Genomic DNA, 26,455 nt, shown 5'->3' with positions numbered 1-26,455 from the left:
GGTAGGGGCTGCAATATCACTGGGACATGGAAAAATGTCCGTTAATTTCAGGCTAAAAAGCGAGTTTATCATGCAATCGATAAGTAAAGCATTACTTTACTTATTTTTTGCAGCAGCCCTCATCGTTTCAAGTCTAATAGTTTAAAAGCCTAAAAAGCTCTACCCCATGGAAACGGAGTTGAGCTTTTTCATTTGGTCAAATTTCACATATATAACCCTGCCAAGAAAATCCCAAGTGACTTCTCATATATCTCATCGAACTGTGATATCGGGAGGGGATTCGTCCCTTTGCCCAGCTCCACTGTAAACCCCGGCCTGCGCCAATCCTGAATGTACCAATCCTTATAACCTGCGTAACTACCGGCGGATTTGACAGGCTCATATCCACTGACCCTCGCAAACTCATTGACTATCGTTTCCGACTCGGGTGGTTCCAAACCTTCAAACCCCCAATAAATGACCTCCCCTTGGGTGTGGAACGCAAGGACTTTGCCAAAATCACCCCTTTTTGTCAACTCTGACATCGCAATAGCCTCTGGCTGTGTAAGCGGCCCTTCCCCTGGATAATTTGCCGGACCTGGCTCCGTTACATTATTGCGGGCTTGTTCCAATTCCCATTTGGCGGGAAATTGATCATTTAGATCCACCCCATTAATATTGGCTTTCCAGCCAGAGAAGTCTTCGCTGCCATTATTCCATTCGATGAGCCGTCCTCTCAATGACTCATCTGCAGGCGGGCCTTTCAGAACCAACTCCACTCCGTCCGGATTCACCATTGGGACGATCGACAGCATCGTCTGTTGATAAAAAGGATACATAACCAGACCGCGGATGTCAGCCTGATTCGTGATTGCGAGTAAATAATCATTTAAAAAGGTCATGATCACAGGCGTCGTTATCCACTCATTCGCATGAAAGGAACCATTATAGTGAACTCGTTTGTTGCCATTTCCAATCAGAACCTCGGGGATATCCCTTTCAAGCACCGAGTCCCCGATGGGGGAGGTTTTTATAAATGGATAGATTGTTTTCAAACGTCTAACATCGGTCATCATCGTCTCATAATCATATTCCCGGTTTCCTTGAATTAGCCTCCACGTAATCCTTAATGGCACAGAAATTGTCTGACCAACTTGCAGGGCATTCGGGTTGAGATTGGGATTAACTAAAAATAGTGCATCCAATGAAAGATTGCGTGACCTGGCAATTGCCCATAACGAATCACCTTGCTTAATACTATAGCCGGTCGTCGTAAAGCCAGGAATTTTGATTTGTTGGCCAATCATAAGTGCAAGTGGATCAATCCCACTATTGGAATCAATGATAAGTTGGTAATTCACCTTGAATAATTGGCTATAATACCACAAGGAATCATTTTGCCGCACAAAAACGTCCATACTGCACCTCCTCTTAACCAAATGTATGCTGACTCGATTTAATTATTGCCAACGCAAAGGTCACTCCTCAAAACGAACCAAATTGGGGGCATCATCCAGAATGCTTAGATATTGCTCAGTACTTCCATACGTACCATCAGGGTCCAATTCCCGATATCTTTTGAATTTCGCCACCCGATCTTCCATTTTGACCCAGCCCAGATGCTTCAAGCGTATGTTGGATAACTTGTGAGGCAATTCAAAGACATTTTCTGCAAATCTACCGCAATGCTGCGGAAGAGATAGGCAAGTTCCTTACCCTCCGCATCCAACCGTTTGAGTGAAAGCAGGAACTTTTGTAAAATATGTGGTTTTTGGTAAATTGGACTGCCCACTAACACCCGAACCTTTTTACTAATCATTAATACCAGCGTTAATCTTAACTGGTCCCCATTTAATCTGACTGCAAAACTTTCCCTGAAAACATTTATAACTATATATTCTTACCGAACTTGTCGGGTGTCATTTAAAAACGGCGCCCTGCATAAACAAAACAGGCATCCATTCATGAATGGATGCCTGTTTGCATTTACTAGATCGGGAGTACCATATTTTACACTTCTTGCGGTACAGATAAGCCTAAACCTTCGGCTATGCGCGTTCCGTATTCCGGATCGGCTTTGTAGAAATGACCGATTTGACGAAGCTTGATTTCCTCTAATTCCACAGGTTTCATTGCGCCCACGATCGTGTCAACAAGGCGAGTTTTCTCTTCGGCACTCAATAGACGGTATAAGTCACCTGCTTGAGTGTAGTGGTCATCACTATTATGACCAACTTGTGCAGCTTGCCCAGTCACCTCGAAAGGAGTGACTTTATTTTCCGTTGATTCGGCAGGGCCGCCAAAACTATTCGGCTCATAATAAACAGATCCCTTGCCATTGTCATCTGCACGCATGAATCCATCACGCTGATAGTTGTTCGCTTCCACTTTCGGACGGTTAACCGGAAGCTGGTTATGATTCGAGCCCACACGGTAACGGTGTGCATCTCCGTATGCGAATAGACGTCCTTGTAGCATCTTGTCCGGGGAAGCCTCAATTCCCGGTACGAATGTTCCAGGTGAGAATGTGGCTTGCTCTACTTCAGCAAAGTAGTTTTCAGGATTTCTGTTCAATACCATACGGCCAAGCTCAATCAGCGGATAATCTTTTTGAGACCATACCTTCGTCACATCGAATGGATCGAAACGGTATGTATCCGCATCTTCCAGAGGCATGATCTGAACATATAATTTCCATGCAGGGAAGTCCCCTTTTTCAATGGCATTGAAAAGATCTTCCGTATGGTAATCAGGATTTTCACCTGCTAGTTTTGCAGCTAGATCCACATCAAGGTTTTTGATGCCCTGTTCTGTTTTGAAGTGGTATTTCACCCAAACGCCTTTTCCTTCAGCATTCACCCATTTAAATGTGTGGCTTCCGAAACCATGTGTATGACGAAGTGTAGCAGGAATGCCCCGGTCGGACATCAGGATCGTCACTTGGTGCAGAGATTCCGGTGAATGTGACCAGAAATCCCAAACAGCCGTAGGGTTTTTCAAATGCGTTTTAGGATCTCTTTTTTGTGTATGGATGAAGTCGGGGAATTTAATCGCATCGCGAATAAAGAATACAGGCGTATTATTACCGACGATATCATAGTTTCCTTCTTCCGTGTAGAATTTAACAGCAAATCCACGCGGGTCACGGACTGTATCTGCAGAACCCAATTCACCTGCAACAGTGGAGAAACGGATAAACAGATCTGTCTTCTTGCCCACTCCATTGAAAAGTTTAGCTTTCGTGTACTGAGAAAGGTCGTTCGTTACTTCGAAAGTACCGTATGCACCGGCACCCTTCGCATGAACCACACGTTCAGGCACACGTTCACGGTTGAAGTGGGCTAGCTTTTCCAATAAGTGTACATCTTGAATGAGCACAGGGCCGCGTTCGCCGGCAGTGATCGAGTTTTGATTATCTCCAACTGGTGCTCCCCAGCTTGTTGTAAGGTTTTTCTTATTCGACATAATTGAACCACCTTTTCATTATTATTTATATATATAATGATAAAGCTTATCAGAAAAAAATCAATACTTATTTATAATAATTTTAATATAATAATCAATTCATTATTGATCCGTTTATGATAGAACTTCACAAACACCCATAAAATGGATAATGCAAAAGAAATAAAAGCTGACGGGACAACATATTCACATAATTGAATCCCTAATAATGGTATACGACCCTTATAGGCGATATTCCTTCATGACGAGTGATTTTATCATTTCTCCTACCAATGGGATAGCAATCGAGAATGATCACGAATATTCATAGATACTTTGCGCTACTTCAATTCTTTCCTTCTATTCATCTTATAACAATCCTAAGTGTTTTCCTGTGACTTTGTTCACTTCGTCAGCCTTTATTCACATGACGAATAGCAGGATGCATGGGAACTAATTTTTCATTGCTTTTGTGACCCCCATCTTTAACAGAACTCCAACCTGAATTGGCTGAAACAAAAGGCCTTCACCCTTATTTTGCTAGAGAAATTGTAAACATACTGGTTTGTGTTCGTTTAGAAAATAAGATACTATTACGTTAAAATGACCGTCCAATAAGGGTAAGGGTGATATATATGAATGAGCGCAAACAACTGGTAGTTAAATATGCGCACCAATTATTTATTGAAAAGGGTTATCAAGCAACTTCCATTCAGGATATTTTAGATTATAGCGGCATTTCAAAAGGAACATTTTATAACTATTTTTCTTCTAAGAGCGAATTGCTTAAGGCAGTCTTCCTAACTTCGCAAGAAAAATTCGAAAAAGAGCGGAATGAATTGCTGATTGGGCAAAACCTTGCAGATATTGAAATATTCATCAAACAATCAGAATTACAAATGCACTCAAACAAAAACAACAAAATCTTTTTCTTATATGAAGAAGTAATGATTTCAAATGATAACGAACTTAAGAACTTCATAACACACGCTAAATTCCGGCATATCCATTGGTTATCCAAACGGTTTCTGGACATTTTCGGTGCTGATAAAAAGCCTTATATTTTGGACTGTGCCATTATTTACTCGGGGATGATGCATCAAACGATTCATTTTAATGCCTTGGCTAAAGAGCCTGATTTCAACCCTACTGAAATTATCCGTTATTGTGTCGATAGGATTAAATCGATTTTCGAAGATGTCAGCAAGTCAAATGCACAGCTTTTGGAACCCGATGTCATCAAGCAATGGCTGCCTGAGTGCTTCCATACCCAGCAGGATTTTCATACAGCACTCCTGCACTCTGCAAATGACCTAAAAAAGATGATCTTGAGGCTTTGCCAAGATGATGAAGCGGAACGGGTCAAAAACTTAAAATTGATTCACTTTATCCAAGAGGAATTATTACAAAACGTTGAACCGCGAACCTTTCTCATTGAAAGTGCCCTGCTTTCCTTAAACACCAATCCCAAATTGAAAAACACATTGGAATTAAGTGAATTCGAAAAGATCATTGCCAACAACTAAAGAGAACCTAATGAATCCCATTTTGTAGACAAATGGGGTTCTTTCGGCTGGAATGGAGCGGATTTCTGAAATCACGGAGTTTTTATTAGTAAAAAGGGTCCTTTCCATTCTGGGGGAATACATATCGTATTCCTCTTTTTTGTGACAATTCTGCAAACATATCACTGAAATTCATGAAATTTTAGTATAATTGACTTGTAGTAAAGTGCCTTCAGGAGGAGTTATTCATGAACATAATAATGCGTTTTCTTATCAACGGGCTGGCATTGCTCGTCATTGACTGGCTTCTCGACTCCATCACGATTAAATCTTACGGAACAGCCTTGCTGGCGGTTTTTATATTATCGATCATGAACTTGCTCGTTAGGCCCATTCTCCAGCTCATCACATTGCCGATCACCATCCTGACGTTCGGGCTGTTTTCTTTCATTATCAATGCCTTCACATTCCAAATCACTTCCTATATCGTCAGTGGCTTTGTAATAGATTCTTTTTGGGGAGCTTTAATCGGTTCATTGTTATTGAGTTTCATTCAAAGTCTTCTTATAAAACAGAGTAAAAAAAACCGTCAGTAGCTACTGACGGTTTTTCGTATCATTTTCATTTCTTTGACAGCCTTCGATATTTCCCGGGCTATTTCCCTAAATTCCGCTAAGCATCACTAGCTGTTTTCTCTCATTTTTGACAATCCAGAAGGAGAAAGCTGCTAATATCCATAATTTTACATATACATGCCAATTTCTCTGGAAACGGGTATGAATCGATTAATGGAGGAATCACATGTTCACAAAACAGGAACCAAGATTTTCCCTGTCCATTTTACTCGTGCTCGCTTTCTTTATTCCCGCTCTTTTCATTACCCCATCACTAGCCGCTGCTGGCGATGGCAGTTCGTCATTTCCTTACTCCGTTTCCCAAGCCATTGCGAATCAAGACAGCACGATTAAAACGGTCAGTGGATATGTGGTAGGACAGCCCACGTCAGCCAATACCGTCGTCACGAGCAGCTATCCGAATGATTATGCCATAGCATTGGCAGACAGCTCATCGGAAATGAACATTGCCAATATGGTTTATGTTCAGATTCCATCCTCCTTCCGCTCTGAATTTGGATTAAAAACAAATCCTGCATTAAAAGGAAAAAAAGTCACCGTCACCGGTACACTTAGTGCCTATTTCACCCATCCTGGCTTAAAAGATGTATCTGCCATGATTTCAGGGACTGATCAACCGGAACCGGAGACACCGGGGGTTGGCTCATACTATGATTCAGCCATCAGAAAATCAGGGTCGTCGTTAAAGAACGCCCTCCATGAAATCATCGATGACCATACGGAAATATCGTATTCAAATGTCTGGGAAGCTTTACGGATAACCGACGAGGATCCGCATAACGCCAATAATGTCATTCTACTTTATACAGGGCGTTCTCAAGGAAAAACGATGAACGGATCAGGTGTTAATGATTGGAATCGTGAGCATGTATGGGCAAAATCACATGGTGATTTCGGCACCACTTTAGGACCCGGCACCGACCTGCATCATCTTCGGCCTACTGATGTCTCCGTCAACAGTACAAGAAACAACCTGGACTTTGATAATGGAGGTTCAGAACATACCGAAGCGATAGGAAACTACTATGATTCTGATTCGTGGGAACCCCGCGATAGCGTCAAAGGTGATGTCGCCCGGATGCTGTTTTATATGGCGGTTCGTTACGAGGGTGATGCAGGGGAAGTCGATTTGGAGCTAAATAATCAAGTGAACGATGGTACCGCCCCTTATCATGGTAAATTGGCTGTCTTACTGGAGTGGAATGAACAGGATCCTGTAGATACCTTCGAGCGTAATAGAAATGAGATCATTTATAATCAATATCAGCATAATCGCAACCCTTTCATTGATCATCCTGAATGGGCCTCCGCCATCTGGCAATGATAAAACGAACAAGCTGTTCCTTATTTTTGGGACAGCTTTTTCACTTGGGAATATCAAAATTTTTAGAAAAATCACATAATTATATTTTGGTTAAATAGCATTCCAATTAGTTTTTGAAGGTTTGTTATACGATGATAACAGAGAGAATCACTTTCAAAGTAAGCGTTTTCATATTTTTCTTTACATTCTAACTATTAAAATATATTATTTAATTGTAATATTATGTGAAAAATCAATAAATAATATGTATTCACCTCTACTAGTGATAAAATGCTAGATAGAGAAAATTAAACTCCAACATAGAAAAGGGGAAAATTATGCAAAACTCCAAAGAATCTCAACTGCATAGAGGTTTGGAAGAAAGGCATATCGCATTAATGTCTCTTGGCGCAGCCATTGGAGTCGGTCTATTTCTCGGCTCGGCATCTGCGATAAAATTAGCCGGTCCAGCCATCATCATTTCTTATGCAATTGGCGGGCTTATGATCTATCTAATCATGCGGGCACTTGGGGAAATGGCGATAAAAAATCCTGTCGCAGGCTCTTTCAGTCGCTATGCAAGCGAATTTGTCGGTCCTCTTGCCGGATATATAACCGGATGGAATTACTGGTTCGTTTGGATTGCCACCTGTATGGCTGAAATTACGGCAGTCGGAATCTATATGCAATTTTGGTTCCCAGATACTCCTCAATGGGCTTGGGCGTTAGCCGCACTTGCCATCATGACAACGATTAACTTTCTTGCTGTAAAAGCATACGGTGAATTGGAGTTTTGGTTCGCCTTAATTAAAATCATTACGATCATCCTTATGATCGTCCTTGGCTTCGGAATGATCATCTTTGGTCTGGGGAACGGCGGAATCGCGGTCGGTTTCGGTAACCTTGTTGAAAATGGAGGATTTTTCCCTAATGGGATTTCTGGTGTCATCCTCTCGTTCCAAATGGTCATGTTCGCCTATTTGGGAATTGAAATGCTCGGTGTAACCGCAGGTGAAGTTAAAAATCCTGAAAAATCTTTAAAAAGAGCCATCGATACCGTTTTTTACCGGATCTTACTTTTTTACGTTTTAGCTCTGACAGTCATTCTATCGATCACTCCATGGGATGAAATGAATGGAGAAAACAGCCCATTCGTTATGATGTTTGATAAAATCGGTATACCAGGCGCAGCAGGAATCATTCAATTTGTCGTACTGACAGCAGCCCTTTCATCTTGTAACAGCGGGATCTTCAGTACAGGAAGAATGTTATTCAACCTAGCGCAGCAAGGTGAATCACCAAAAAGTTTCGAACGTACAACAAAGTCAGGCGTTCCTGGCGTTGCCATTATCGTTTCGGCTGTCGTGCTTCTTTTCGGTGTTTACCTTAACTACATGGAAGCCGATAAAGTTTTCACTTACGTCACAAGTGTCGCTACATTCGGTGCCCTCTGGACATGGGGAACGATACTTGTCACACAGATTATGTCTAGACGGAAAATGAGTCAGGGAGAAAAACAAGGCTTATCTTACAAGATGCCTCTTTTCCCATTCACTTCTTATTTCACTTTAGCCTTTTTAGTATTCGTAATGGTGGTACTCGGTTTTTCAGCAGATACAAGAATCGCTCTAATCGTTGGTCCGATTTGGATCTTACTGTTGGTAGCCCTGTATTATATGACCGGATTGCATAAACGGAAAAGATAAATGCCAGAGGGTGCCCAATCTAATTGGCACCCTCTATTTCTTGCCTTCACCTTTTACCCCTTCTTTTGATCACCCAATGGACCACCACACCAGCTCCGCCTAAAATAATGAGGAGAGGCAAGTTTCCTATTATAAAAACAATGATTCCTGAACCCGCTTTAAGTAATAGATTCGCACTCGTTGCAAGTTGTTTCTTCGTCCTCTCCCATGTATTCAATTCCTTATTATCAATGCCCGGCACAACTATCCTGTCCTGTGATAACGTGATGGTAACCGTCGAATATGAGGTCTGGTTTTCAAGATACTTCATTTGCCCGGTCAGCTGCTCTATTTCTTCTTGCACCACGGCAAGATCGGATGATATTTTCAGTAAATCTTCCGTCTTCTCAGCATCCTTCATGAATGCAAGCAACCTTTCCTCCACTGCCCGCTTTGACTTCAACCTTGCTTTTAAATCCACATATTGCTCCGTTACATCCTGTCCTGTCACATTCCTTCCGACCACTTCTGAAGCTTCGCCCTCACTATCGCTTAGAAAATCCTGAAAATGGGCTTCAGGGACCCGAACGGTGATCGTTCCTTCCACCAGTTCTTCATCTTCCCTGTATACATTGGACTCGACAACATATCCGCCATATTCAGCCACCTTATTCTCAATCTTCATTTGTGCCTTTTCAAGATTCTTTACCTTCAACTCAAGCTGGGCTTGATGGATGACCTTTCTTTCATCCGTCATCCCTTCCTTTTCCGCTGCTTCTTCCTGCACCTTATTCCCGGAAATGGAAGCGCCCATTTTACTTTCCGCCTTTTCATCCTGTGCTTCCGATGATGAATCATCTTTTTCGTTACTGCTGCATCCAGCAAGTAAAAGGAACAAACTGAACATAAGCATCATTGTTTTACGGTTCATCGGTACTCCCCCTTTTCTTACTAGTACCGACGTAAAGTTTGGAAGAAAGTTACACTTCTAGATTAAAGGGGATGGTTTATTTTCAGGTGGGAGGTAAAGGTATAAGAAAATCCCAATAATGAAGAAAGAAGAGGAGTTCATTATGAACTACGGAAAATTGGCTAAAAGTGTATTGGTACCTGTGGTCGGAGGTTCACTTGTGGGGATATTCGCCACAAGGAATTCAAAAGAAATTTATGACAAGCTCAAAGTGTTCATCGTAAACATAGTCATGTTTGCGAAAGAATCCCCGGCACCAGTTGATCTAAAGTAATTATTTCAAGTTGATCTCGCTGATTAGAATTATGTTTCGAAAGCATCCTCATCACCTCAAGTTTTAATAGTTCTATTTTAAAACAAAAAAGACTGTAGGCAAAAAGGAGTTCTATCTGAAATTTTAAACATAGTTGATTGGAACGGAAGGTGCGAGACTCCTGCGGGAATAGCGAGTCCAAGGGAGACCCCACAGGCGCAAGTGCGCCGAGGAGGCTCCCGGACCGCCCGCGGAAAGCGAGTGCCTGAAGTGGAAATCAACGTCAAAATTTGTACAAGCCCAAAAAAACTGTAGACAAACTCGATTTTCATCAAGTTTGTCTACAGTCTGAGCGCCCCTTATATTAAGGAGCGCTCTCTTTTAGAGTTTCACGAGTAAACCCGCTAAACTCACGAGTAAACCTCAATTAATTATTGATATTCGTAATTCTGCCTTCAATTTCTGCCGTGATCTTTCCGCCTTTAAAGGTTTCTTTCACATAGTTGACGAATGCTTCCAGGTCAGCATGTCCAAACACACGCTCTTTTCCTTTCAGGACGGTATAGTTATCACCGCCGCTTGCCATGAAATCATTGACGGCCACCGTGTATGTCTCGGTATCCTTGATCGGTGTTCCGTCCGCTTTCTTCAATAAGGTGACACGCTCCGTGACAGGTTTACTGAAGTCGGCTGTATAGCTCAGTCCAGAAATTTGCAAAGTTTTCGGAGATCCTTCAACAATCCATTGCTGTTGAAGCAGCGTTTTCACTTCCGCTCCAGTCAGTTCCAGCTTAACCAATACGTTTCCGAACGGCTGGATTTTCGCTAAATCGGAAAAAGTGACTTCCCCCTTTGGAATATCTGCCCGAATTCCACCTGGATTCATGAAGGCAAAATCGGAGTTCAAATCGGCCTTCATTGAATCGGCAATTAAATTTCCAAGACCCGTTTCCTGCGTATAGGCATTGGTTCTTAAAATTTTCTCATCCGTTGTCCCAAGCGGGGCTTTCAACTCGGGGAACATGTCCAGGTAGTCATTAATGAATTTCGTCGTCCCGGCATCCGGTGTGATGCCATCTTGTGTAACCGTAACAATCTCAGCTGACTTTTTGACAATATCCTTTGTGTTTGGATCGATTTCCAAATCCACATCTTCAAAAGCCGTTCCATAAGAGTAAGCTTGTACGATCAATTTATTATCGACATAGTTATTGATCTTTGCATGGTTATCTCCGGCTAAAATCACATCCACTTCATCATCCACGGCATTAGCAAGATCAGCCACTTCGCCTGTGATGACCCCTTCCTTTTCAGTGCCTGGGTCATGTGAGATGATCACGATCGATTTGACACCTTTACCTTTCAATTCATTTACCGCCTTATTTACGGCAGGTGCCTGTTCTATGAATTCCACATTCTTAATGCCATCCGGACTTACTTTTTGAGGTGTGGCATTCGTGACTACACCTATGAACCCAATATCAACCCCGCCGACCTTTTTTATGACGTAAGGGTCCAAAATCGGTTTTTTCGTGTCTTTATATACGACATTGGCCACTACATATGGAAAGTTCAATTTATCGAATACCACATCGGATGTTGGCGACTTTCCGCCATTGATCTGAGCCATCAAGGTTTCTACCCCTTTGTCGAACTCATGGTTTCCGACAGTTCCGACATCGAATTTCATATTATTCAAAAACTGAAGCGTCGGTTTATCCTGAATCAAAGAGGAAACGGGTGCACTTGCCCCAACAGCATCCCCTGCCGATAGTAAAAGTGTATTTTCAGGGTTTTCAGCTTTACGCTGCTTCAAGTGCGCGGCTAAATAATCGGCACGCCCTTGTTTGATGCCGCCAAAATCGGAGGTGGTATCTAGCTGGCCATGAAGGTCATTGATCCCGAGCAGTTGCACCTTAACGTTTTCTTTCCCCAAATTGTATTTGTAAATGCCAAAGCCTTTATCATCCTTTTTGCCTGTATAGGAAATCGGGCTGTCTTCATTTAAATATTCCGCACCTTTTGGTGATGAGGTGAAAGTTACGTTCACCTTGCCTGAAATCGGGGCAATCGACCAGTTATTATCAGCGGTTGGATTGATCTCACCCTCTTGTGTGATGTAATCCATCAAGATCTGGCGATTTTCATCCGCAGAGTCAACTACATATTCGCTGCCCTTGACTCCCGGGAAGTTCCCCCCGCCCGAAGCACGGTAATTATTCGTCACGACGATGAAATCTTGATTCGGGTCCACTGGTTCACCATTATATTTCAAATCTACAATCCTGCTTGAATCCGACACTTTTATCCCTTTTTCATCATAGCGCGGAGCCTTGGTGACATCGATTTCGTACGTGACACCGTCAATCACATCAAAATTATAGACGGCAAACTTTCCATTAAGCAGCTCCTGTTCCTCAGACTTGGCAGGATCGATTGTATTATATTTCCCTGCAGACATCTCAAGCCACTCTTTAACCACGGACCCTTTGATCTTGATTGCCTTCAAGGTATTATCGTATAAATATAAATCACCGGCGCTGCGAATGGTCAGTCCGCCTTCCTTGATTTCCGTGAATTCCTCGACTCCATTGCGACCCGCTTTGAAAGGGGCTCCTACAGAGAGGATGGGCAAGTCTTTGTATTCAGGGCGGTTGCTGTGGATGTATTTTTCTACATACCATTTCTGTGCGCTCGTCACGACCTGTACGGAAGGATCATCTTGAACAAGGGCAAAATAACTATGAATTGGAGCTGTAGTCGTTCCGATTGGCGTGTTAACATACTTGATCGTTCCTTCGTGATCCTTCTTTACGGCGTTGACGATAGATGCATCTTCATCCGCTTTTTTTCCTGTTATTTTGTCGTTGATTGCCCGTGTTGATGAATCGGAATTGACGACTTTCCATTTCCCCTTGATATTTTGGATATCAAGATCGATGATCCCGAGATTACTGCCGCCATAACCTGCTTGAACGGCTGGGACACCATTGATGGTCCCCTTTTCATTATCCACTCCTTTTAGGACTTTTCCTTGGCTATCTTTGAATAGGCTGTCCAAATAAGCCTCATCTTGTGCCGGGAAGACTTTATGCGTGTGGGAAAACGTGATGGCATCGATGCCGGATACCTTGCTTAATGAATAGATGACATCCTCGGTATTCTTGGTATCGCCATTAAACCCGGAATGTGTGAGCGCCACGATGACATCCGCACCCTTTTTCTTCATTTCAGGTACATATTTTTTTGCAGTCGTGACGATTTCCTTTGCAATGACCTTACTGTTTAGATTCGCTTTATCCCAATCCATGATTTGCGGAGGGGCAAATCCAATGTATCCTATTTTTACTGATTTTTCTTTTCCATTGATGTCCTTTACTTTCTTCGTGACGATTTTATAAGGAGTATATTTATTTTTATCATTCTTTGGATTATTGTCTTTATCCTTTTTATAAACATTGGCATTGACATAAGGGAAGTTCGCATCGTTGATGGCCTCGTCCAAATATGATAAACCATAATTGAATTCATGATTGCCGAATGTCGCCACATCATAGTCAAGCAAGTTCATCGCTTTATAGACTGGATGGACTTCACCCTTTTTCAGTGGCGCTATTTTCGCTTTGTACGTACCTAGGGTGGTCCCTTGAATAAGGTCGCCGTTATCCACTAAAACGCTATTTTTCACTTCTTTTCGTGCCTGTTTGATTAAAGATGCCGTGCGGGAAAGACCGACTGAGTCCGATACGGCATCCTTATAATAATCATAGCTTACCAGATTGGTGTGTATATCAGTCGTTTCCATGATCCTTAGTTCAAATGGTGCATCCGAAACGGAGGCTGCCAGGCTTTTGCCGAAGTTACTCGTATTGCCGTTATACTTGGAGACAACCGATACTTTAACCCAATAACCCGATTTGTACGAGTTGAAGTACGCCGAGAACTTTTGGGCCGATTTAATATCCGCCTCAACGGCTGATTGTGAAATGACCTTCGTCCCATTCATTAATTGGAAGACAACGGTTTCATTTCCTTTGTTCCCTTTTTTCGGCGTGACCGTTACAGTCGCTTTGGTTCCTTTTGTGTAATGAACAGTAGGAGCTGCAATGATAAATGGTTCAGTCGTGGCCGGTTTCTTATTAGGCTCTTTGGCGGATGTCTCCCCCGGTACGGTAAATGGGGCTGTAATCAAACTCACAGCAAGAATCGGGGCGAGCCACTTATTAACATGCATCTTGTACGACATACTTCACAACCCTTCTAGTTTTGTAAAATGCTAGAATAATATATCATGATTTTGTCGAATTATCGCCAAAATTTATCGTAATATTACGAATTTTGAATAAATGGTACTTTTTATCCATTCCCATCCAGAGCGCCTAGCTCGATATACCTTCAATCATGTATATAAATCATCATAGAATCCCTAGGGAGAAAGTTACTTTATAGAAAAAGCTGGCCCATTAAAATGAACCAGCCTGCTAACATCTTATGGATCTCAAAGATCGTTCCTTACGCTCTTTATATCAGGGAAACCTTTTGAAACTGAAAATCTATAAATCGCGATCTATTAAACTGGCGGATACCGGTTCGATGCCCATCTCCCTCGACCAGATGGACAGCTGGCCTATATGGTGAATTTCGTACGCTATAAGATGGCGCAGTATCCTGCCTTTTTCGTATGTCCCCTCCATCCAAGATGGCTGAATCATTCCATTCTCTTCTTCAATTGCATGCGAGTTCAAATAGTCCATGACCTCTGAGTGATAATGGTTAGATAAATCCTCCACTTTTTCGATCGTATCATAAGCGTCCAAATCGACCGCGACATCAGGCTTCCCTTGTATGGCCCTGATCCAGCTGCATTCGACATCGATAATATGGGCAAGTGTCCTCAATATATTGCCCATCCCTCCCTTTCGCTGCCGTTTCAGCTCCTCAATCGATAAAGATCGGCACCACTTGAACCACTCACTTCTCACCTGCCAGTTATAATTGAATAATGCCAACATCATCCCGGCCCCCTAACACTTTTTGTCGTCAAATGCCCTTCAGCGTTTGTATTGATAATAATCCTGTCTTTGAATCGTTTTGAAGCCACAAGATTCATAGAGTCTTAAAGCATGCTCATTAGTCGCCTCGACCTCGAGAAAAATATCATATCCCAGCTGGCATTGTTCGGCTACAACCTTTTTCAATGCCTTTCTTCCAAGTCCTTTTCCCTGGTATTTTGGCAAAATGGAAAATCCATAAATCCACGCTTCCCGTCCTGAGTGATCAACACGGATCTTACCGACTGCAAGGCCACCCTTTTCAATCATCATGGTTTTCAAAGTATCCTCATAAAGGATGCGCTGATAATAATCCTTCGCTTCCCGTTTCGTAAATTGAAAACATTGAATATCCAGCTGAATTTCCGTTTCCTCATCATCTCTCCGTGAAGGGCGAACGACTGCATCATCATAATCATCAAGCTCCGTTTCGGACCATTTCATTTGAAACTCAGAAAAAGCAAACTCACATGGGAGCTGTTTCAAAAATTCTGTCCCTGAGTGCGATTGAGCAGGTGAGTTCAAGAGTATCGACTTATAGTTGCGCTCCACGGCACTTCTTATCGCCTCTTCCAGCAACTTTGTAAAAATGCCTTGCCTCCGGTAATCAGGATGCACCATCCCGCACATCTCCGCTTTGTTTCCAAAATCGTAAAGACCAAGAAAACCAACAAGTTTCAATCCATCATAGTGAAGAAAATCATTCTTATGCACACCATTTCGACTGCGAAGCGTTTCCCAATTCAACTTTAAAGTAAAACCTTCCCGTTCACATTCTTGCTGCAGGATCCGAATATCTTCCAGTTGTTCACCCTTCAAATTCTCCACCCCTTTTCCATATTATCAGTTTATTACCAAAAAATAAGAAAAGCAGCACCCTTTTACTCAGGATGCCGCATACTATTCATAAGTTTATTGATTAATGTTGTTTTTTTAAAAGTATTTCCACTTTATTCCATAAAGCTAAAATCGTACGAGGGGAGGATTTCCTATCTAATTCCATTGACGGATGAATTATAGCAGTAAAATGATTCCAAATGACGATTATTTTTTACCTATTTTGTGCTATATTCCAAATAATGGTTTATGATTATTTTATTTTTTAGCTTAAGGGAGGGATTTACAAAGTCTTGATTTTAAGATAGTACCCATTTCTTTATACCCGAATTCCGGACCCTTTTTAGAATAGAACCCGAAATTCGGTGTTTACCATCCGGCACTTTACGTCCTGAGGTTATCGTCTTTTCGTTTTATGAGCGGACTTTTTTAAGTTCTCTACGTCCGTTGTCAGTTCTTTTAATTGTTTATCGAAGCGGAAGAGCAAAAACATAGAAACGACGAATGGATAGCCAAATTCGCTAACTAATGAAACCCACATAGTAGCATCCTCAATCATCATCCTCTTCACCCCTTTTCTTGTATCTGATATCTAAAGTGAAACTTGTTTAAAAAAATCAATCTAGCACTATTGATTTATGGTAAAAGGAACGAATGTTCTTATATAATTGATTTATTCCCCTTGTTTATCACTTTATTAAAATTAAAGGAGGGATAACAATGAACCAATTAACTTCTCATTTTTTTTCTCATTCATTGGAGTTTCTGCAGCAACAGTACTCATCTTTCTTTGAACAACCGATCATTCAAGTATTTTTACAGAACCCAGAGCATTTAAAGATTTTCACTGAAACCCTTGATTCCCCTTCTTCCCACAACATTTGTCATCTCAACGAGACTTTCAAAATTTTCTATTACCGGGCTAAAGTATACAAATACATGTGCTCCTTAATTTACTTTTTCTCTGTTGACTTTGATAAAAGGGCACGGAAGCAGCGGGAACGCTATCGGATGGTACTTGATGCGACACCAAGGGATACTGGCGGATTGATCGATCGAATCGGCACTTTGGACGTTCAACTTGAAAAGATGGGGGAAACGAATGACCTCGCTTCACACATAAGTGATGAAGAGATGATAAAAGCCTTGAAGAAGTTAACAGCCAAACAAAACCTGGTGCTGACCATGATCTTTTCCTACGGCCTATCCAACAAGGAAATTGCTGCCTATTTCCATGAGTCGCCACAGAATATCTCAAGCATCCGTAAACAAGCTCTAAAAAAACTTCGAAAGCACTATATGGATGAGGTATATGTTAGAAAGGAGAAAAGCCATTGTGGATAAAAAACTGTCAAAAGAAGAATTGATGGATCTAATCGACTCTTTGAATCCTAAAATAAAAAAATCGTTAAAAAACACGAACTATCAAGACCGGAATGATCTGGAGCAAGAAATTAAACTCAAGATCATTGAATCATATGAAAAAATCGCAGCAATCGAGGCCCCTAATTTCGAGGAGTTCCTTGCAGAATTCTTGACTAAGCAAAAACAATGAAAACGTACCAAGTCCAGGGAAAGATGCTGGACTTGGTACGTTTTTCTGAATCTCAGTAAGATGGTTTCAATGTCAGCTTATCACCTTTTGGATCGTCCATTGTGGTTTTGTGATAAGTACCTTCTGCCCAATCATCAAGCTGATCGCGGTACCACTCACTTTTAACATTACCTGATTGCCCCGGGCCAACGAGGTGATATCCTTGATTCATGTCGGCTAGGTCGATGACGAATCACCAGGAGCCACCGTGATTAACGGTTCCATCATCTAAAAATGCCGCCGCCTGTACGGTGACACTGCTGCCGCCTACCGGAATGCCGCCGCTGTTAAATAAATAATTTAACGGGGTGACACTCGATAGCGGGTGGTTAAACCTGACCTGATGATAGTCTCCCCATTCCCAATCGGCTATATCGTCACCTTGTGATTCTTCCAGTTCCGTTAACGTCTCCTGTAACGACTTGGCAAGCACCTGCTCAAGTCCGCCAGCATCTTCAATCCAAGGGCCCGGCTTACCGTCCAATGCCCGCCTCAGTAGTTCATCAACGGCCGAACGCCTTCCATTAAAGAGGTTGAGGGTTTCCTCCGGTATTTCTTCTTTAAGCAGTTCATCCCCTATATTTCGCATCCAGACATTAAAAATCATCGGTGCCGCTTCATCAGCGGAATCGATATGATTCCATTTCTTCAGAATCGTCAGTGCCTGGTCTTCCTGTTTCCCTGATGGACCTTTCAATACCGTTTCAAGCTCGGCAGATGGATCAAGTGCCGTCCACCTTAAGGCAAGCACGGTATCTTTTCCGCTTTTCCCGGCAAATTCGGAGACAACAGGTCCATGCCGGGTAACCGTCACTTGATAGTCAAGTGTTTTACCATCCTTCACCTTGATCGGTTCATCCAAGATTTCAGCTTTTTCCCATTTACCCTTGTAGGAGAATTCTGTCTCGTTTTCCGGGTTCCTCCTCTCAATATACAGATCCTGAACATCCGGACCGGTATTGGTCACACCCCAAGCGACCTTTTCGTTATGACCTAGTATGATTCCTGGAATCCCGGCAAAAATAACACCGCTCACATTGACTGACGGGGCCTCCAAATGCATTTGATACCAAACCGACGGTGTAGCCAATCCCAGATGGGGATCATCCGCCAATAACGGCTGACCGGATTGCGTTTTCTTGCCTGAAACGACCCAGTTATTGCTGCCGTTGAATTCATAGGGAATAACGGCCCCGGCAAAACTTTTTTCAATATCCAGTTCTTCCTTGCTGATGATATATGGAGCGTTCTTTGGATAATCAGGAAATAAATCATATGCTTTTTCCTTTGGGAACGTTTGCAGCAAATACTGCCTAAACGCCTGATCTTCCCAGTTCCCCCCTAAATCAAAGGCACCCCACTTGAATCCCTCACCACCGTAACCGGTTTCAAAAGACCTGGAAGCGATATTTCCCCCTTTGTTTCCGGCAAGGATCTTGAAAGAAATACATTTGCAGCAATCAAGACAGACAGCAAAAGTATGATCAGGATTCCAAAACTCCATAGCGCCCGCTTTCTCCACTTCCGTTTTGGCTTTTGCTGAGGTACGGCAACTTCCATCGATTCATCTTCCTCTCCCCTTAAAACTCTCTTTCTTTCTATTTAAGATATTCCGCATTTAACTCCATCTTTCCTACCGCCCTCCTCACATTCTCTCTTTTTATTTTGAGAGCGAAAAAAGGTGCAAAGTCGAAATTTCACGCGAAATTGCTCCGATTAAACATTAAAACAAATGCAAAAACACCGATACAAAGTATCGATGTGGCAGTGAATGCTAGCTATTTGCAATAATGTATTCAATCACTTTATCTGCATCGTCTGTATAAAAGAGAGCTTTATCAAAGTCATGAGCCGCCTTCGTCTCGGCTTCCATGTATTCAATCAGGGAGAGGAGACCAAAGATCCTCTTCCATTTATGAGTTTTCTCCAGAAGTTTTCTTTCCTTTTTTATATCCTCTGGTATGAATTCATTAATGATAAAACATGGGTCGGAAAATGAAGGGTCCCCAAAACGTTCATTCAAGGCTCGCAATTTATCCCGATCCCATTCCACCCTTACCAAGTCCGATATGACCGAGACATTTTGGACCGAGTCGAGGATGCGTTTGGACAAAACATCATATTCTTCATCCTCCAGCCCATTATCCGTCATGATTCCTACACAATACCATTTTTCGTTATGTTGAGATTCTTCATTTTTCTTGAAAAACACTCTTCAACCACCTCCCTTACACGGTTGACATGTCCTATTCAATTTAAATCAAAATCAACATGTCCGCCCACGTCACTTCACTATAACATGGAGAAATACCAATGGGCGATAATATATGGGAACTGCAGGAATGTTAGCCTGGCATAGAAAAAAAGATACCCTGAAAAAGGATATCTCATACTGGCTGAAGAGCCAGCCCCCTTTGATTAAACAGATATTCCAGGGCCTGCCTGAACGATAGAAAGGCTTTTACCTGATTTGCGAAATCAAGTTTGACGATCTCTTTCACGACATCAGGGGTGAAACCGACAAACATCGTTTCCGTTCCCATCAATGCCAGTGCCCCCACTAATTGATCCAACAGGGAGAGCATATTGCTTTCCTTCGTAAAGGTAATTCCCGAGAAATCCATGATCAACACTTCCGCATGCAGATCTGCACATTTTTGCAGCACCGTTGATTGCATCGACTCCATTCTCCAATCATCAATGCGTCCGATCAACGGTAAGAGCAGCACATCCTTTAATACGGTCTGAACAATCGGGGTGGACAATTCTTCCATGACTTCTTGGTTTTCTTTTATCTTCTGCAAAGAATCATTTGCCATTTTCGCCATTTCTTTATAATGGTTCACGTAACTGATACTCACACAGTGTATGAACTGGTCTAGGATTGCATCAATTATCGAGCTTGCCTTTAACAGAATTTCAATGGAGTAATAGCGATTGCTCACCTCTTCTTCAATGAAACTCCAGAAGAGGTTACGCACAAGCTGTGCTTCCTCAATATTCTTATCTAAAGGAATGCCCATATCCACGATGCGCTTACCTATTTCCATACCCGTTATTTTCATGCTTTCCATCGCTTGTGCCTTTCCATGAATCAAGGCATCTGCATGAATTTGAATAAGTTTTGACCGTACCTCTTTACTGGTTTCTAAATCATAGAGCGGTTCCTCTTCTTCAAACAACTCGATATGCTCCACTAAGATATATTTATATTTTTCAATTTTTTCGCCGATCATTCTTAATTCTTCCATATGGACCTCCCATACAGGGCTTTTATCACATTTTAGCAAATAATCAATGGTTAAGGATATAAAATCCTTCTATTACCAATATGATAATAGACGTTTACCCTTTTCTGCATAAGGGTATTATGATATATGACTTGGAGGGATAACCATGAAAAAAGATCAACAAGACTTCGAATCTGAAAACATGAGCGATTTAGTCGAACTCATAAACAGTAAAAATAACAGCCGCAGAATCTTGGATGTACTTCGGCGTAATAAAAAGGATAAAAGTAAAAACAAAGATAAAAAATGAAAAAGCCCAGTCCAAAATGGCCTGGGTTTTTTGAATGGATAAAATAAAAGAGCTGGGTTTGTTTATTAAGCAAACCCCGCTCTTTCATCATTAAAAATCGATAAGCCACTACCTTTTTCTCCGGATTTCCTTCACATGGTTCCCTTCAATAGTAATATAGACTGTTTCATCAATTTTGTATGTTAAATAACGGTCACAATCAATTTCCAACGTTTTCCCATTGTCGAACTTCATTGCGCAATTGGATCCCTCTTCGGTTTCCGTCACATCAATGACTTCGTTCGTCTTAAAACCGACTGCCTTGCCATCGGAGAAATGCGGATAGTATTTTTCAACAATCTGCACCTTTTGCAATCTGCCCGGACTTGTTAAGTATACAACGAATAATATAATTAAAACGGCTATTAACCCAATGAGAATTACTGCTTTTCGTTTCACTCTATCTATTACCCTCTTCTCTTATCAATCTATTATTCAATATCCATTTTCACTAGATTATATTCAGGATTCCGGAAAAACATGATAGAAAAGATCATTTTATTTAACGATTTTCACTTTTTCAACCATCATCGCACAAGCGGCAGCAAGGAGGATCAGAATGGATACAGCCGAGATGACCCCTCCCCAGCCGAACTTCATCAGGAATAAACCGCCGGATGCCCCCACTACACTTGATCCCGCATAGTAAAACAGGAGATATAATGCAGATGCTTGTGCCTTTTCACTTCTATCGGCCAAACTGCCGACCCAGCTGCTTGCAATTGAATGAGCTCCAAAAAAGCCAAATGTAAACAAGGCAAGCCCCATTATTTTCAGCAAGAGCGGATCCAGTAAGGTTAAAAGGGCGCCCATCAGCATGATTGCGATTCCGATAAGAAGCACGAGCCTCCGACTATATTGATCGGCAAGCTTCCCCATCCATGTTGAACTAAATGTCCCCACAAGATAGATTATGAATATGAAGCCAATCAATGTCTGTGATAAATGATATGGCGGTCCCATTAAAGGTATACCCACAAAGTTATAAACGGTAACGAACGAGCCCATTAATAGGAAGGCCATGCCGAATAAGAGTACTAGTCTGTTATTCCTTAAGTTATTGATAAGGGATGTTTTGATTCTCGACAATGAGACCCGTACACGGACAGCATGCTGCGAAGGAGGAAGCATCCACCAAAAAGCCAGACTGATGATCAAACTTAAAGCCCCAAGACTTCCGATCGCTATGTTCCATGAGAAATGGTCTGTCAGAACCCCGACAATCAGCCTGCCAGCCAATCCGCCGATACTCGAACCGCTTACATAGATCCCCATCACATAGCCAAGGCTTTTCGGATGAAACTCTTCATTGATATAGGCCATCGCAATTGCCGGGAAACCCGCAAGCACCGCTCCTTGAATCGCCCGTATTGCAATTAGTATGTATAGATCATCCTGGATGAAGCTGACACATATGGATAACAATGCAGACAGAGTAAGCGCCGTCCCCATTATTTTTTTCCTATCGATATTTTCTGAGAAAAATGAAACAAGCAATAAACAGAGTGCAAGCGTTCCAGTTGCGAAAGATAATGTAAGGCTTGCCATTGCAGGAGAGACTCCGAATTGCTTTACGAAAACCGGAATGACCGGTTGGGTACTATACAGATCCGCAAACGTTACAAAGCTACCAAGAAATAAAGCCAAGATTGTTTTCCTGAATGATTTACCAGCAGGCTCGATATAATTCACTTTTGTTCAGACCCTTCGCTATTTAACTTTCCCCCTATGTTAATACGAACTTCCCGAGTTGTCTATTTCGTCACTTTTGTCCAAAGGGAAAGTTTTGTTCCAGCCATTCACAAAAAAACCTTCACTGCTTGTAGTGAAAGGATTTCAGACTGTTGACAAATTGAAGAAAAGCAAAGCCTGCAGTTTTTCTAAAAAAAACATTCCAGTTGATTTCAGAAATCCGCTCCCATTCCGCCGACTGTCTGTCAAGCCGAATCAAAGCAAGCGCCTGTGGGGTTTCGGCAAGCCAGTTATTCGGCAGGAGTGTCGCAAATTTCTTCAATCCAATAAGGGTTACAGGAAAAAACCATTAAGGATAACCTAATCGTAAACATGGTTTGAGATGAGACCTTTCCGTCCCCCCTTTTCTGGACAAAATCAAACCCTTCACTGTACTCAGTGAAGGGTTTGATTTAATATGAACGTTTACCATCCTGCTCACTTTTTTTAAGGAGCCAGTACACTGGCATACCGATAATGAGGATGATCACCGAGTACAGGGCATTTAAAGGTGTTTGGATTAATGTGCTTAAAACAATGTATATTGCACCAGCAATCGCCACGATGGGGATGATTGGGTAAAACGGCACTTTATAAGTTTTCGCATCCGGATCTTTTCTGCGCAATATGAAGACCGCATAGAAGGCTAATCCATAAAAACAGAAGACAGAGAATACAGCCATATTGGTAAGTTTGTCAGGGTCTGTTGCAACCATCATGATGATTGCAATGATCACTTGCAATACCGTCGCATTTATAGGCGTTTTGAACTTGGGCGATATCTTTCCGATTTGTTTATGGCCTGGCATCATTTTATCAGTCGCCATCGCCAAGGTAATGCGCGGAAAGGTCAAAAGCTTTCCGTTCAAGCAACCGAAGATTGAAATCGCAATTCCGATTGATATCAATTTCCCGCCCAATTCACCGAATAGCATCGTTGCTGCAACATTCGCTGCATTCGTACCATGGGCTATGATTCCCTCCGCCCCCAATACATGAAGCATGGCAAGATTCACAGCCAAGTAAGCGACCATGACCACGACCAATCCCGTTATGATTGCCCGCGGCAGCGTTTTCTGCGGGTTTTTCATTTCCCCTGCCATGAAGCCGACATTCATCCAGCCATCGTACGCCCAGAGCGTGGCCAAAATCGCACCGGCCATACTGATTTTCATTGAACTTTCACTATTGATATTGAATACAGGCATATCACCTTGTGCGATACCGAACACCGCTATGAAAATGATGGGGATCAATTTGGCAACGGTCGATAAGGTTTGGATGATACCGCCGTATTTTGTCCCCAACAGATTCATGCCTGCTATGAATACAATCGTAAGAATCCCAATCGCCAAAGAGTAGCCTGAAGCGATCTTAAATATTCCTGCAACTAATAACCCGAAGTATAAACTGAGTGCGCCCATGACTGCAGGTCCATATACCAATGTCTGAACCCAGCCGCATAGGAATCCCCATGCTTTACCGTACACTTCTTCCATATAGACATATAAGCCGCCCGTTTTAGGAATCCGTGTACTCACTTCGGCAATCGTCAACCCGCTTGCAAGGGTAATCAGACCCCCTATCAGCCAAGCTAACAAGGCCATGGTTGAATTACCGCTCAATTCAAGCACGTCACCAGGTCTCATGAAAATACCAGAACCGATAACTGTACCAACTACAATAGATGTTCCAACCCAAAAGCCAATCGTTTTCTTCAATTGGTCATTTCCCATGTTGTCCTCCCCAGGTGTACACATGTACTTTATTTATACTAAAATTATATCATATAAATTATACAGAAATAGTTTATGTAATCATTTGAATATTAAAAAAAATACCCAAACACGTTGGTATCATTACGCTCAGGCAGCTTTATTACATTTATATTTTTTTTACTAATTATGTCTGGAATTGTACTAAAAACCGAATATTTTTTTATTATAAATAGATTTATTGGCATTTTAATCAATAATAACGAATTAAAAACTTTAAAAACCGAATATCATTCGTCATGAATTTTATGGGAATCCTGCTTGTTTTCGGACACACAAAAAAAACCACCCCGAATCAACGGGGTGGTTCCATTCCTCTTTCAAGCTTCATTTCGTATTACCAAATAATGAATAGAAGCACAACCGCCAAGACGATCCGGTAAATGGCAAAAGGAGTCAATTTAACTTTATTGATTAAAATCAAGAAAAAGCGGATACAGAATAACGCAAAGATAAATGCACTGATGAAACCTGCAATAAAGAACGGCAGAACTTCAGGTGTGAAGCTTTCCCAGTATTTCACGATTTTCAACAAACTGGCACCAGCCATGATCGGCACGGCCATGATGAACGTGAAATCGGAAGCCGCCCGGTAGCTCATACCCAAAAGTACTCCACCGGAAATGGTCGAGCCTGAACGCGAGAATCCCGGCCATAGTGACAAACATTGGATTAACCCTACACCGAAGGCTTGTTTATAAGTGATTTGGTCAACCGTCTCTGCAGTCAGCTTTGGACGGAATTTATCTGCAGCAATCATCAAAAATGCGCCCAAGAACAACCCGACGATAACCGTCTTCATCGTAAATAAATGATCATCAATATAATCTTCGAATAATAGACCTAAAACGCCCGCCGGCAACAATCCGACAATGATCTGCAATAGGTTAAGCTTTTGGCCGTTCACAGCGGATGTGTCTTTCATTTTCCTTAAACCAAGCAAGTCCATGAATCGCCCCCAGAAAAGCACGACAACGGCGAGTATCGAACCAAGCTGAATGACCACCTTGAAGGCATTGGCCACTTCACTCCCGAAAAGTTCTTTCGAATTCAGCCATAAATCATCAACGATAATCATATGCCCTGTAGACGATACAGGAGCAAATTCAGTTAATCCTTCTACAAGACCAAGGATAACTGCAACAAAAATTTCCCACATATTCATTTTATTCACCTCATATTTCGAACACCTATTTATGGAAATATCATATGTATTTTACTCGTTGTTTAAAATATTGTCTATTAAACATTGCTGAAACAATTCAAGCGTACATGTATGATAGGGTTCAAGATAAAGTTTAAAGGGGAAGTGATGATTTTGCAAAACATACTGATTTTCGCTCATAGGGGGTCCAAGGGGACGCATCCTGAAAATACCATGGCAGCATTTCAAAAGGCGGCAGAAATCGGGGCCGAGGGGATCGAGTTCGATGTCCATCTCAGTTCTGACGGGGAATTGGTCATCATCCATGACGAAACACTTGATCGAACGACCACCCTCACTGGTTATGTAAAAGATCATTCGGCACAAAATCTGAAAACGGCTGATGCTGGGAGCAAATTTTCCAATGAATTCCTTGGGGAGCGGATTCCTTTTTTAATGGACGTTTTCGACTGGGCTAAGGGAAATGCTTTATTGATGAATATCGAAATCAAAACGGATAAACTCGCTTATGAAGGAATTGAACAGAAGATCATTGATTCAATTCGTCATTATGGAATGGAAAACCGGGTGATCCTCTCTTCCTTCAACCATCAATCCATTGAAAAAGTGAAGATGCTTGCCCCAGACCTTGAAAGGGCATTATTGTTCGAGGGGCTTCCTGAAAACTTCGAAGAAATCTTACGTGATAAAAAAGAATCGGGTTTCCATCCAGATAAAAACAGCCTGACTCCAGCAGTTAAAGAAAAAGCGAAAAAACTTGGATATAAAATCCGGCCTTGGGTCGCCAATGATGAAGCCGACATCGTCAGGCTGGCAGGGTTGGGAGTCGACGTCATCATGACCGATTTCCCTGAAAAGGCACTCAAGATTTTAAAAGCTTGGCAGTCACATGGCTGAACAATGCGAAAGAGAAGAAGCGATGCTCCTTCTCTTTCAAATCCATATTTAT

General features: G+C 42.0%; 23 protein-coding genes and 2 pseudogenes. 9 read left to right on the top strand and 16 right to left on the bottom strand.

Annotated elements, in window-relative coordinates:
* Positions 1-203: 203 nt before the first annotated feature.
* The 3 genes from ACIQ0C_RS12930 to katA all read right to left on the bottom strand — a co-directional run bounded on the left by ACIQ0C_RS12930 (position 204) and on the right by katA (position 3,444).
* Positions 204-1,397, bottom strand: coding sequence for a M14 family metallopeptidase (locus ACIQ0C_RS12930; protein WP_403060402.1), 1,194 nt, complete (start codon positions 1,395-1,397; stop codon positions 204-206).
* Positions 1,398-1,457: 60 nt separating this feature from the next.
* Positions 1,458-1,583 (bottom strand): hypothetical protein, encoded by a 126-nt coding sequence (locus tag ACIQ0C_RS12925; protein WP_403060399.1) that lies wholly within the window; start codon positions 1,581-1,583, stop codon positions 1,458-1,460.
* A gap of 406 nt (positions 1,584-1,989) precedes the next feature.
* The gene (katA, locus tag ACIQ0C_RS12920; RefSeq protein ID WP_402836229.1) at positions 1,990-3,444 is read right to left on the bottom strand and encodes a catalase KatA; all 1,455 of its coding nucleotides are present in this window, start codon (positions 3,442-3,444) and stop codon (positions 1,990-1,992) included.
* 614 nt (positions 3,445-4,058) lie between these two features.
* On the opposite strand from katA, the gene ACIQ0C_RS12915 reads away from it, so the two are divergent.
* The 4 genes from ACIQ0C_RS12915 to ACIQ0C_RS12900 all read left to right on the top strand — a co-directional run bounded on the left by ACIQ0C_RS12915 (position 4,059) and on the right by ACIQ0C_RS12900 (position 8,572).
* Positions 4,059-4,949 (top strand): TetR/AcrR family transcriptional regulator, encoded by an 891-nt coding sequence (locus tag ACIQ0C_RS12915; RefSeq protein WP_403060396.1) that lies wholly within the window; start codon positions 4,059-4,061, stop codon positions 4,947-4,949.
* 227 nt (positions 4,950-5,176) lie between these two features.
* Positions 5,177-5,524, top strand: coding sequence for a phage holin family protein (locus ACIQ0C_RS12910; RefSeq protein WP_403060393.1), 348 nt, complete (start codon positions 5,177-5,179; stop codon positions 5,522-5,524).
* A 205-nt stretch (positions 5,525-5,729) separates the two neighbouring features.
* The gene (locus ACIQ0C_RS12905; RefSeq protein WP_403060390.1) at positions 5,730-6,887 is read left to right on the top strand and encodes an endonuclease; all 1,158 of its coding nucleotides are present in this window, start codon (positions 5,730-5,732) and stop codon (positions 6,885-6,887) included.
* Positions 6,888-7,204: 317 nt separating this feature from the next.
* On the top strand, positions 7,205-8,572 hold the full coding sequence (locus ACIQ0C_RS12900; RefSeq protein ID WP_402836218.1) for an amino acid permease: 1,368 nt from the start codon (positions 7,205-7,207) through the stop codon (positions 8,570-8,572).
* 46 nt (positions 8,573-8,618) lie between these two features.
* On the opposite strand, the gene ACIQ0C_RS12895 is transcribed toward ACIQ0C_RS12900, so the two are convergent.
* Entirely contained in the window at positions 8,619-9,482 is an 864-nt protein-coding gene (locus ACIQ0C_RS12895) for a DUF4349 domain-containing protein (RefSeq protein WP_403060387.1), read from the bottom strand.
* Between the two features lie 142 nt (positions 9,483-9,624).
* Between ACIQ0C_RS12895 and ACIQ0C_RS12890 the strand changes: the two genes are divergently transcribed.
* A complete protein-coding gene (locus ACIQ0C_RS12890; protein WP_403060384.1) occupies positions 9,625-9,795 on the top strand; it encodes a hypothetical protein in 171 nt (56 codons plus the stop codon).
* A 406-nt stretch (positions 9,796-10,201) separates the two neighbouring features.
* On the opposite strand, the gene ACIQ0C_RS12885 is transcribed toward ACIQ0C_RS12890, so the two are convergent.
* The 4 genes from ACIQ0C_RS12885 to ACIQ0C_RS12870 form a co-directional block, all read right to left on the bottom strand.
* Positions 10,202-14,020, bottom strand: a complete 3,819-nt coding sequence (locus tag ACIQ0C_RS12885; protein ID WP_403060381.1) for a bifunctional 2',3'-cyclic-nucleotide 2'-phosphodiesterase/3'-nucleotidase — start codon at positions 14,018-14,020, stop codon at positions 10,202-10,204.
* A 307-nt stretch (positions 14,021-14,327) separates the two neighbouring features.
* Positions 14,328-14,786, bottom strand: a complete 459-nt coding sequence (locus tag ACIQ0C_RS12880) for a DinB family protein (RefSeq protein WP_403060531.1) — start codon at positions 14,784-14,786, stop codon at positions 14,328-14,330.
* 39 nt (positions 14,787-14,825) lie between these two features.
* Complete coding sequence (locus tag ACIQ0C_RS12875; RefSeq protein ID WP_403060378.1) at positions 14,826-15,644, bottom strand: GNAT family N-acetyltransferase; 819 nt, start codon at positions 15,642-15,644, stop codon at positions 14,826-14,828.
* 415 nt (positions 15,645-16,059) lie between these two features.
* On the bottom strand, positions 16,060-16,224 hold the full coding sequence (locus ACIQ0C_RS12870; RefSeq protein WP_402836206.1) for a YvrJ family protein: 165 nt from the start codon (positions 16,222-16,224) through the stop codon (positions 16,060-16,062).
* Between the two features lie 158 nt (positions 16,225-16,382).
* On the opposite strand from ACIQ0C_RS12870, the gene ACIQ0C_RS12865 reads away from it, so the two are divergent.
* Together ACIQ0C_RS12865 and ACIQ0C_RS12860 are read left to right on the top strand one after the other, a co-directional pair.
* The gene (locus ACIQ0C_RS12865; RefSeq protein WP_402836204.1) at positions 16,383-17,006 is read left to right on the top strand and encodes a sigma-70 family RNA polymerase sigma factor; all 624 of its coding nucleotides are present in this window, start codon (positions 16,383-16,385) and stop codon (positions 17,004-17,006) included.
* Positions 16,999-17,217, top strand: a complete 219-nt coding sequence (locus tag ACIQ0C_RS12860) for a hypothetical protein (protein ID WP_101223589.1) — start codon at positions 16,999-17,001, stop codon at positions 17,215-17,217. Before ACIQ0C_RS12865 ends, ACIQ0C_RS12860 begins: the two co-directional genes overlap by 8 nt.
* Before the next feature lie 52 nt (positions 17,218-17,269).
* On the opposite strand, the pseudogene ACIQ0C_RS27270 reads toward ACIQ0C_RS12860, so the two are convergent.
* The 4 genes and pseudogenes from ACIQ0C_RS27270 to ACIQ0C_RS12845 all read right to left on the bottom strand — a co-directional run.
* A pseudogene (locus tag ACIQ0C_RS27270) lies at positions 17,270-17,875 on the bottom strand (penicillin acylase family protein); the annotation flags it as partial.
* An 18-nt stretch (positions 17,876-17,893) separates the two neighbouring features.
* Positions 17,894-18,619 (bottom strand): annotated as a pseudogene (locus ACIQ0C_RS27265) (penicillin acylase family protein); the annotation flags it as partial.
* 411 nt (positions 18,620-19,030) lie between these two features.
* Positions 19,031-19,468: a hypothetical protein gene (locus ACIQ0C_RS12850; protein WP_402836200.1), complete on the bottom strand. Its 438-nt coding sequence runs from the start codon at positions 19,466-19,468 to the stop codon at positions 19,031-19,033.
* Between the two features lie 175 nt (positions 19,469-19,643).
* Complete coding sequence (locus ACIQ0C_RS12845) at positions 19,644-20,507, bottom strand: STAS domain-containing protein (protein WP_403060375.1); 864 nt, start codon at positions 20,505-20,507, stop codon at positions 19,644-19,646.
* Positions 20,508-20,652: 145 nt separating this feature from the next.
* On the opposite strand from ACIQ0C_RS12845, the gene ACIQ0C_RS12840 reads away from it, so the two are divergent.
* On the top strand, positions 20,653-20,796 hold the full coding sequence (locus ACIQ0C_RS12840) for a hypothetical protein (protein ID WP_402836196.1): 144 nt from the start codon (positions 20,653-20,655) through the stop codon (positions 20,794-20,796).
* Positions 20,797-20,904: 108 nt separating this feature from the next.
* Here the strand turns inward: ACIQ0C_RS12840 and ACIQ0C_RS12835 are convergent, their stop codons facing one another.
* From ACIQ0C_RS12835 to ACIQ0C_RS12820, 4 genes are all read right to left on the bottom strand, one after another.
* On the bottom strand, positions 20,905-21,234 hold the full coding sequence (locus ACIQ0C_RS12835; RefSeq protein ID WP_403060372.1) for a hypothetical protein: 330 nt from the start codon (positions 21,232-21,234) through the stop codon (positions 20,905-20,907).
* A 99-nt stretch (positions 21,235-21,333) separates the two neighbouring features.
* A complete protein-coding gene (locus tag ACIQ0C_RS12830) occupies positions 21,334-22,527 on the bottom strand; it encodes an MFS transporter (RefSeq protein ID WP_403060369.1) in 1,194 nt (397 codons plus the stop codon).
* 452 nt (positions 22,528-22,979) lie between these two features.
* Positions 22,980-24,302, bottom strand: a complete 1,323-nt coding sequence (locus tag ACIQ0C_RS12825; protein WP_403060366.1) for an APC family permease — start codon at positions 24,300-24,302, stop codon at positions 22,980-22,982.
* A gap of 376 nt (positions 24,303-24,678) precedes the next feature.
* A complete protein-coding gene (locus tag ACIQ0C_RS12820) occupies positions 24,679-25,506 on the bottom strand; it encodes an undecaprenyl-diphosphate phosphatase (protein WP_403060363.1) in 828 nt (275 codons plus the stop codon).
* Between the two features lie 153 nt (positions 25,507-25,659).
* Between ACIQ0C_RS12820 and ACIQ0C_RS12815 the strand changes: the two genes are divergently transcribed.
* Positions 25,660-26,403, top strand: coding sequence for a glycerophosphodiester phosphodiesterase (locus ACIQ0C_RS12815; protein WP_403060360.1), 744 nt, complete (start codon positions 25,660-25,662; stop codon positions 26,401-26,403).
* Positions 26,404-26,455: the final 52 nt, after the last annotated feature.

The organism is Peribacillus sp. NPDC096448 (assembly GCF_044762675.1).
Taxonomy (GTDB): domain Bacteria; phylum Bacillota; class Bacilli; order Bacillales; family DSM-1321; genus Peribacillus; species Peribacillus frigoritolerans_B.
This window is presented reverse-complemented; position numbering and strand designations above follow the sequence as displayed.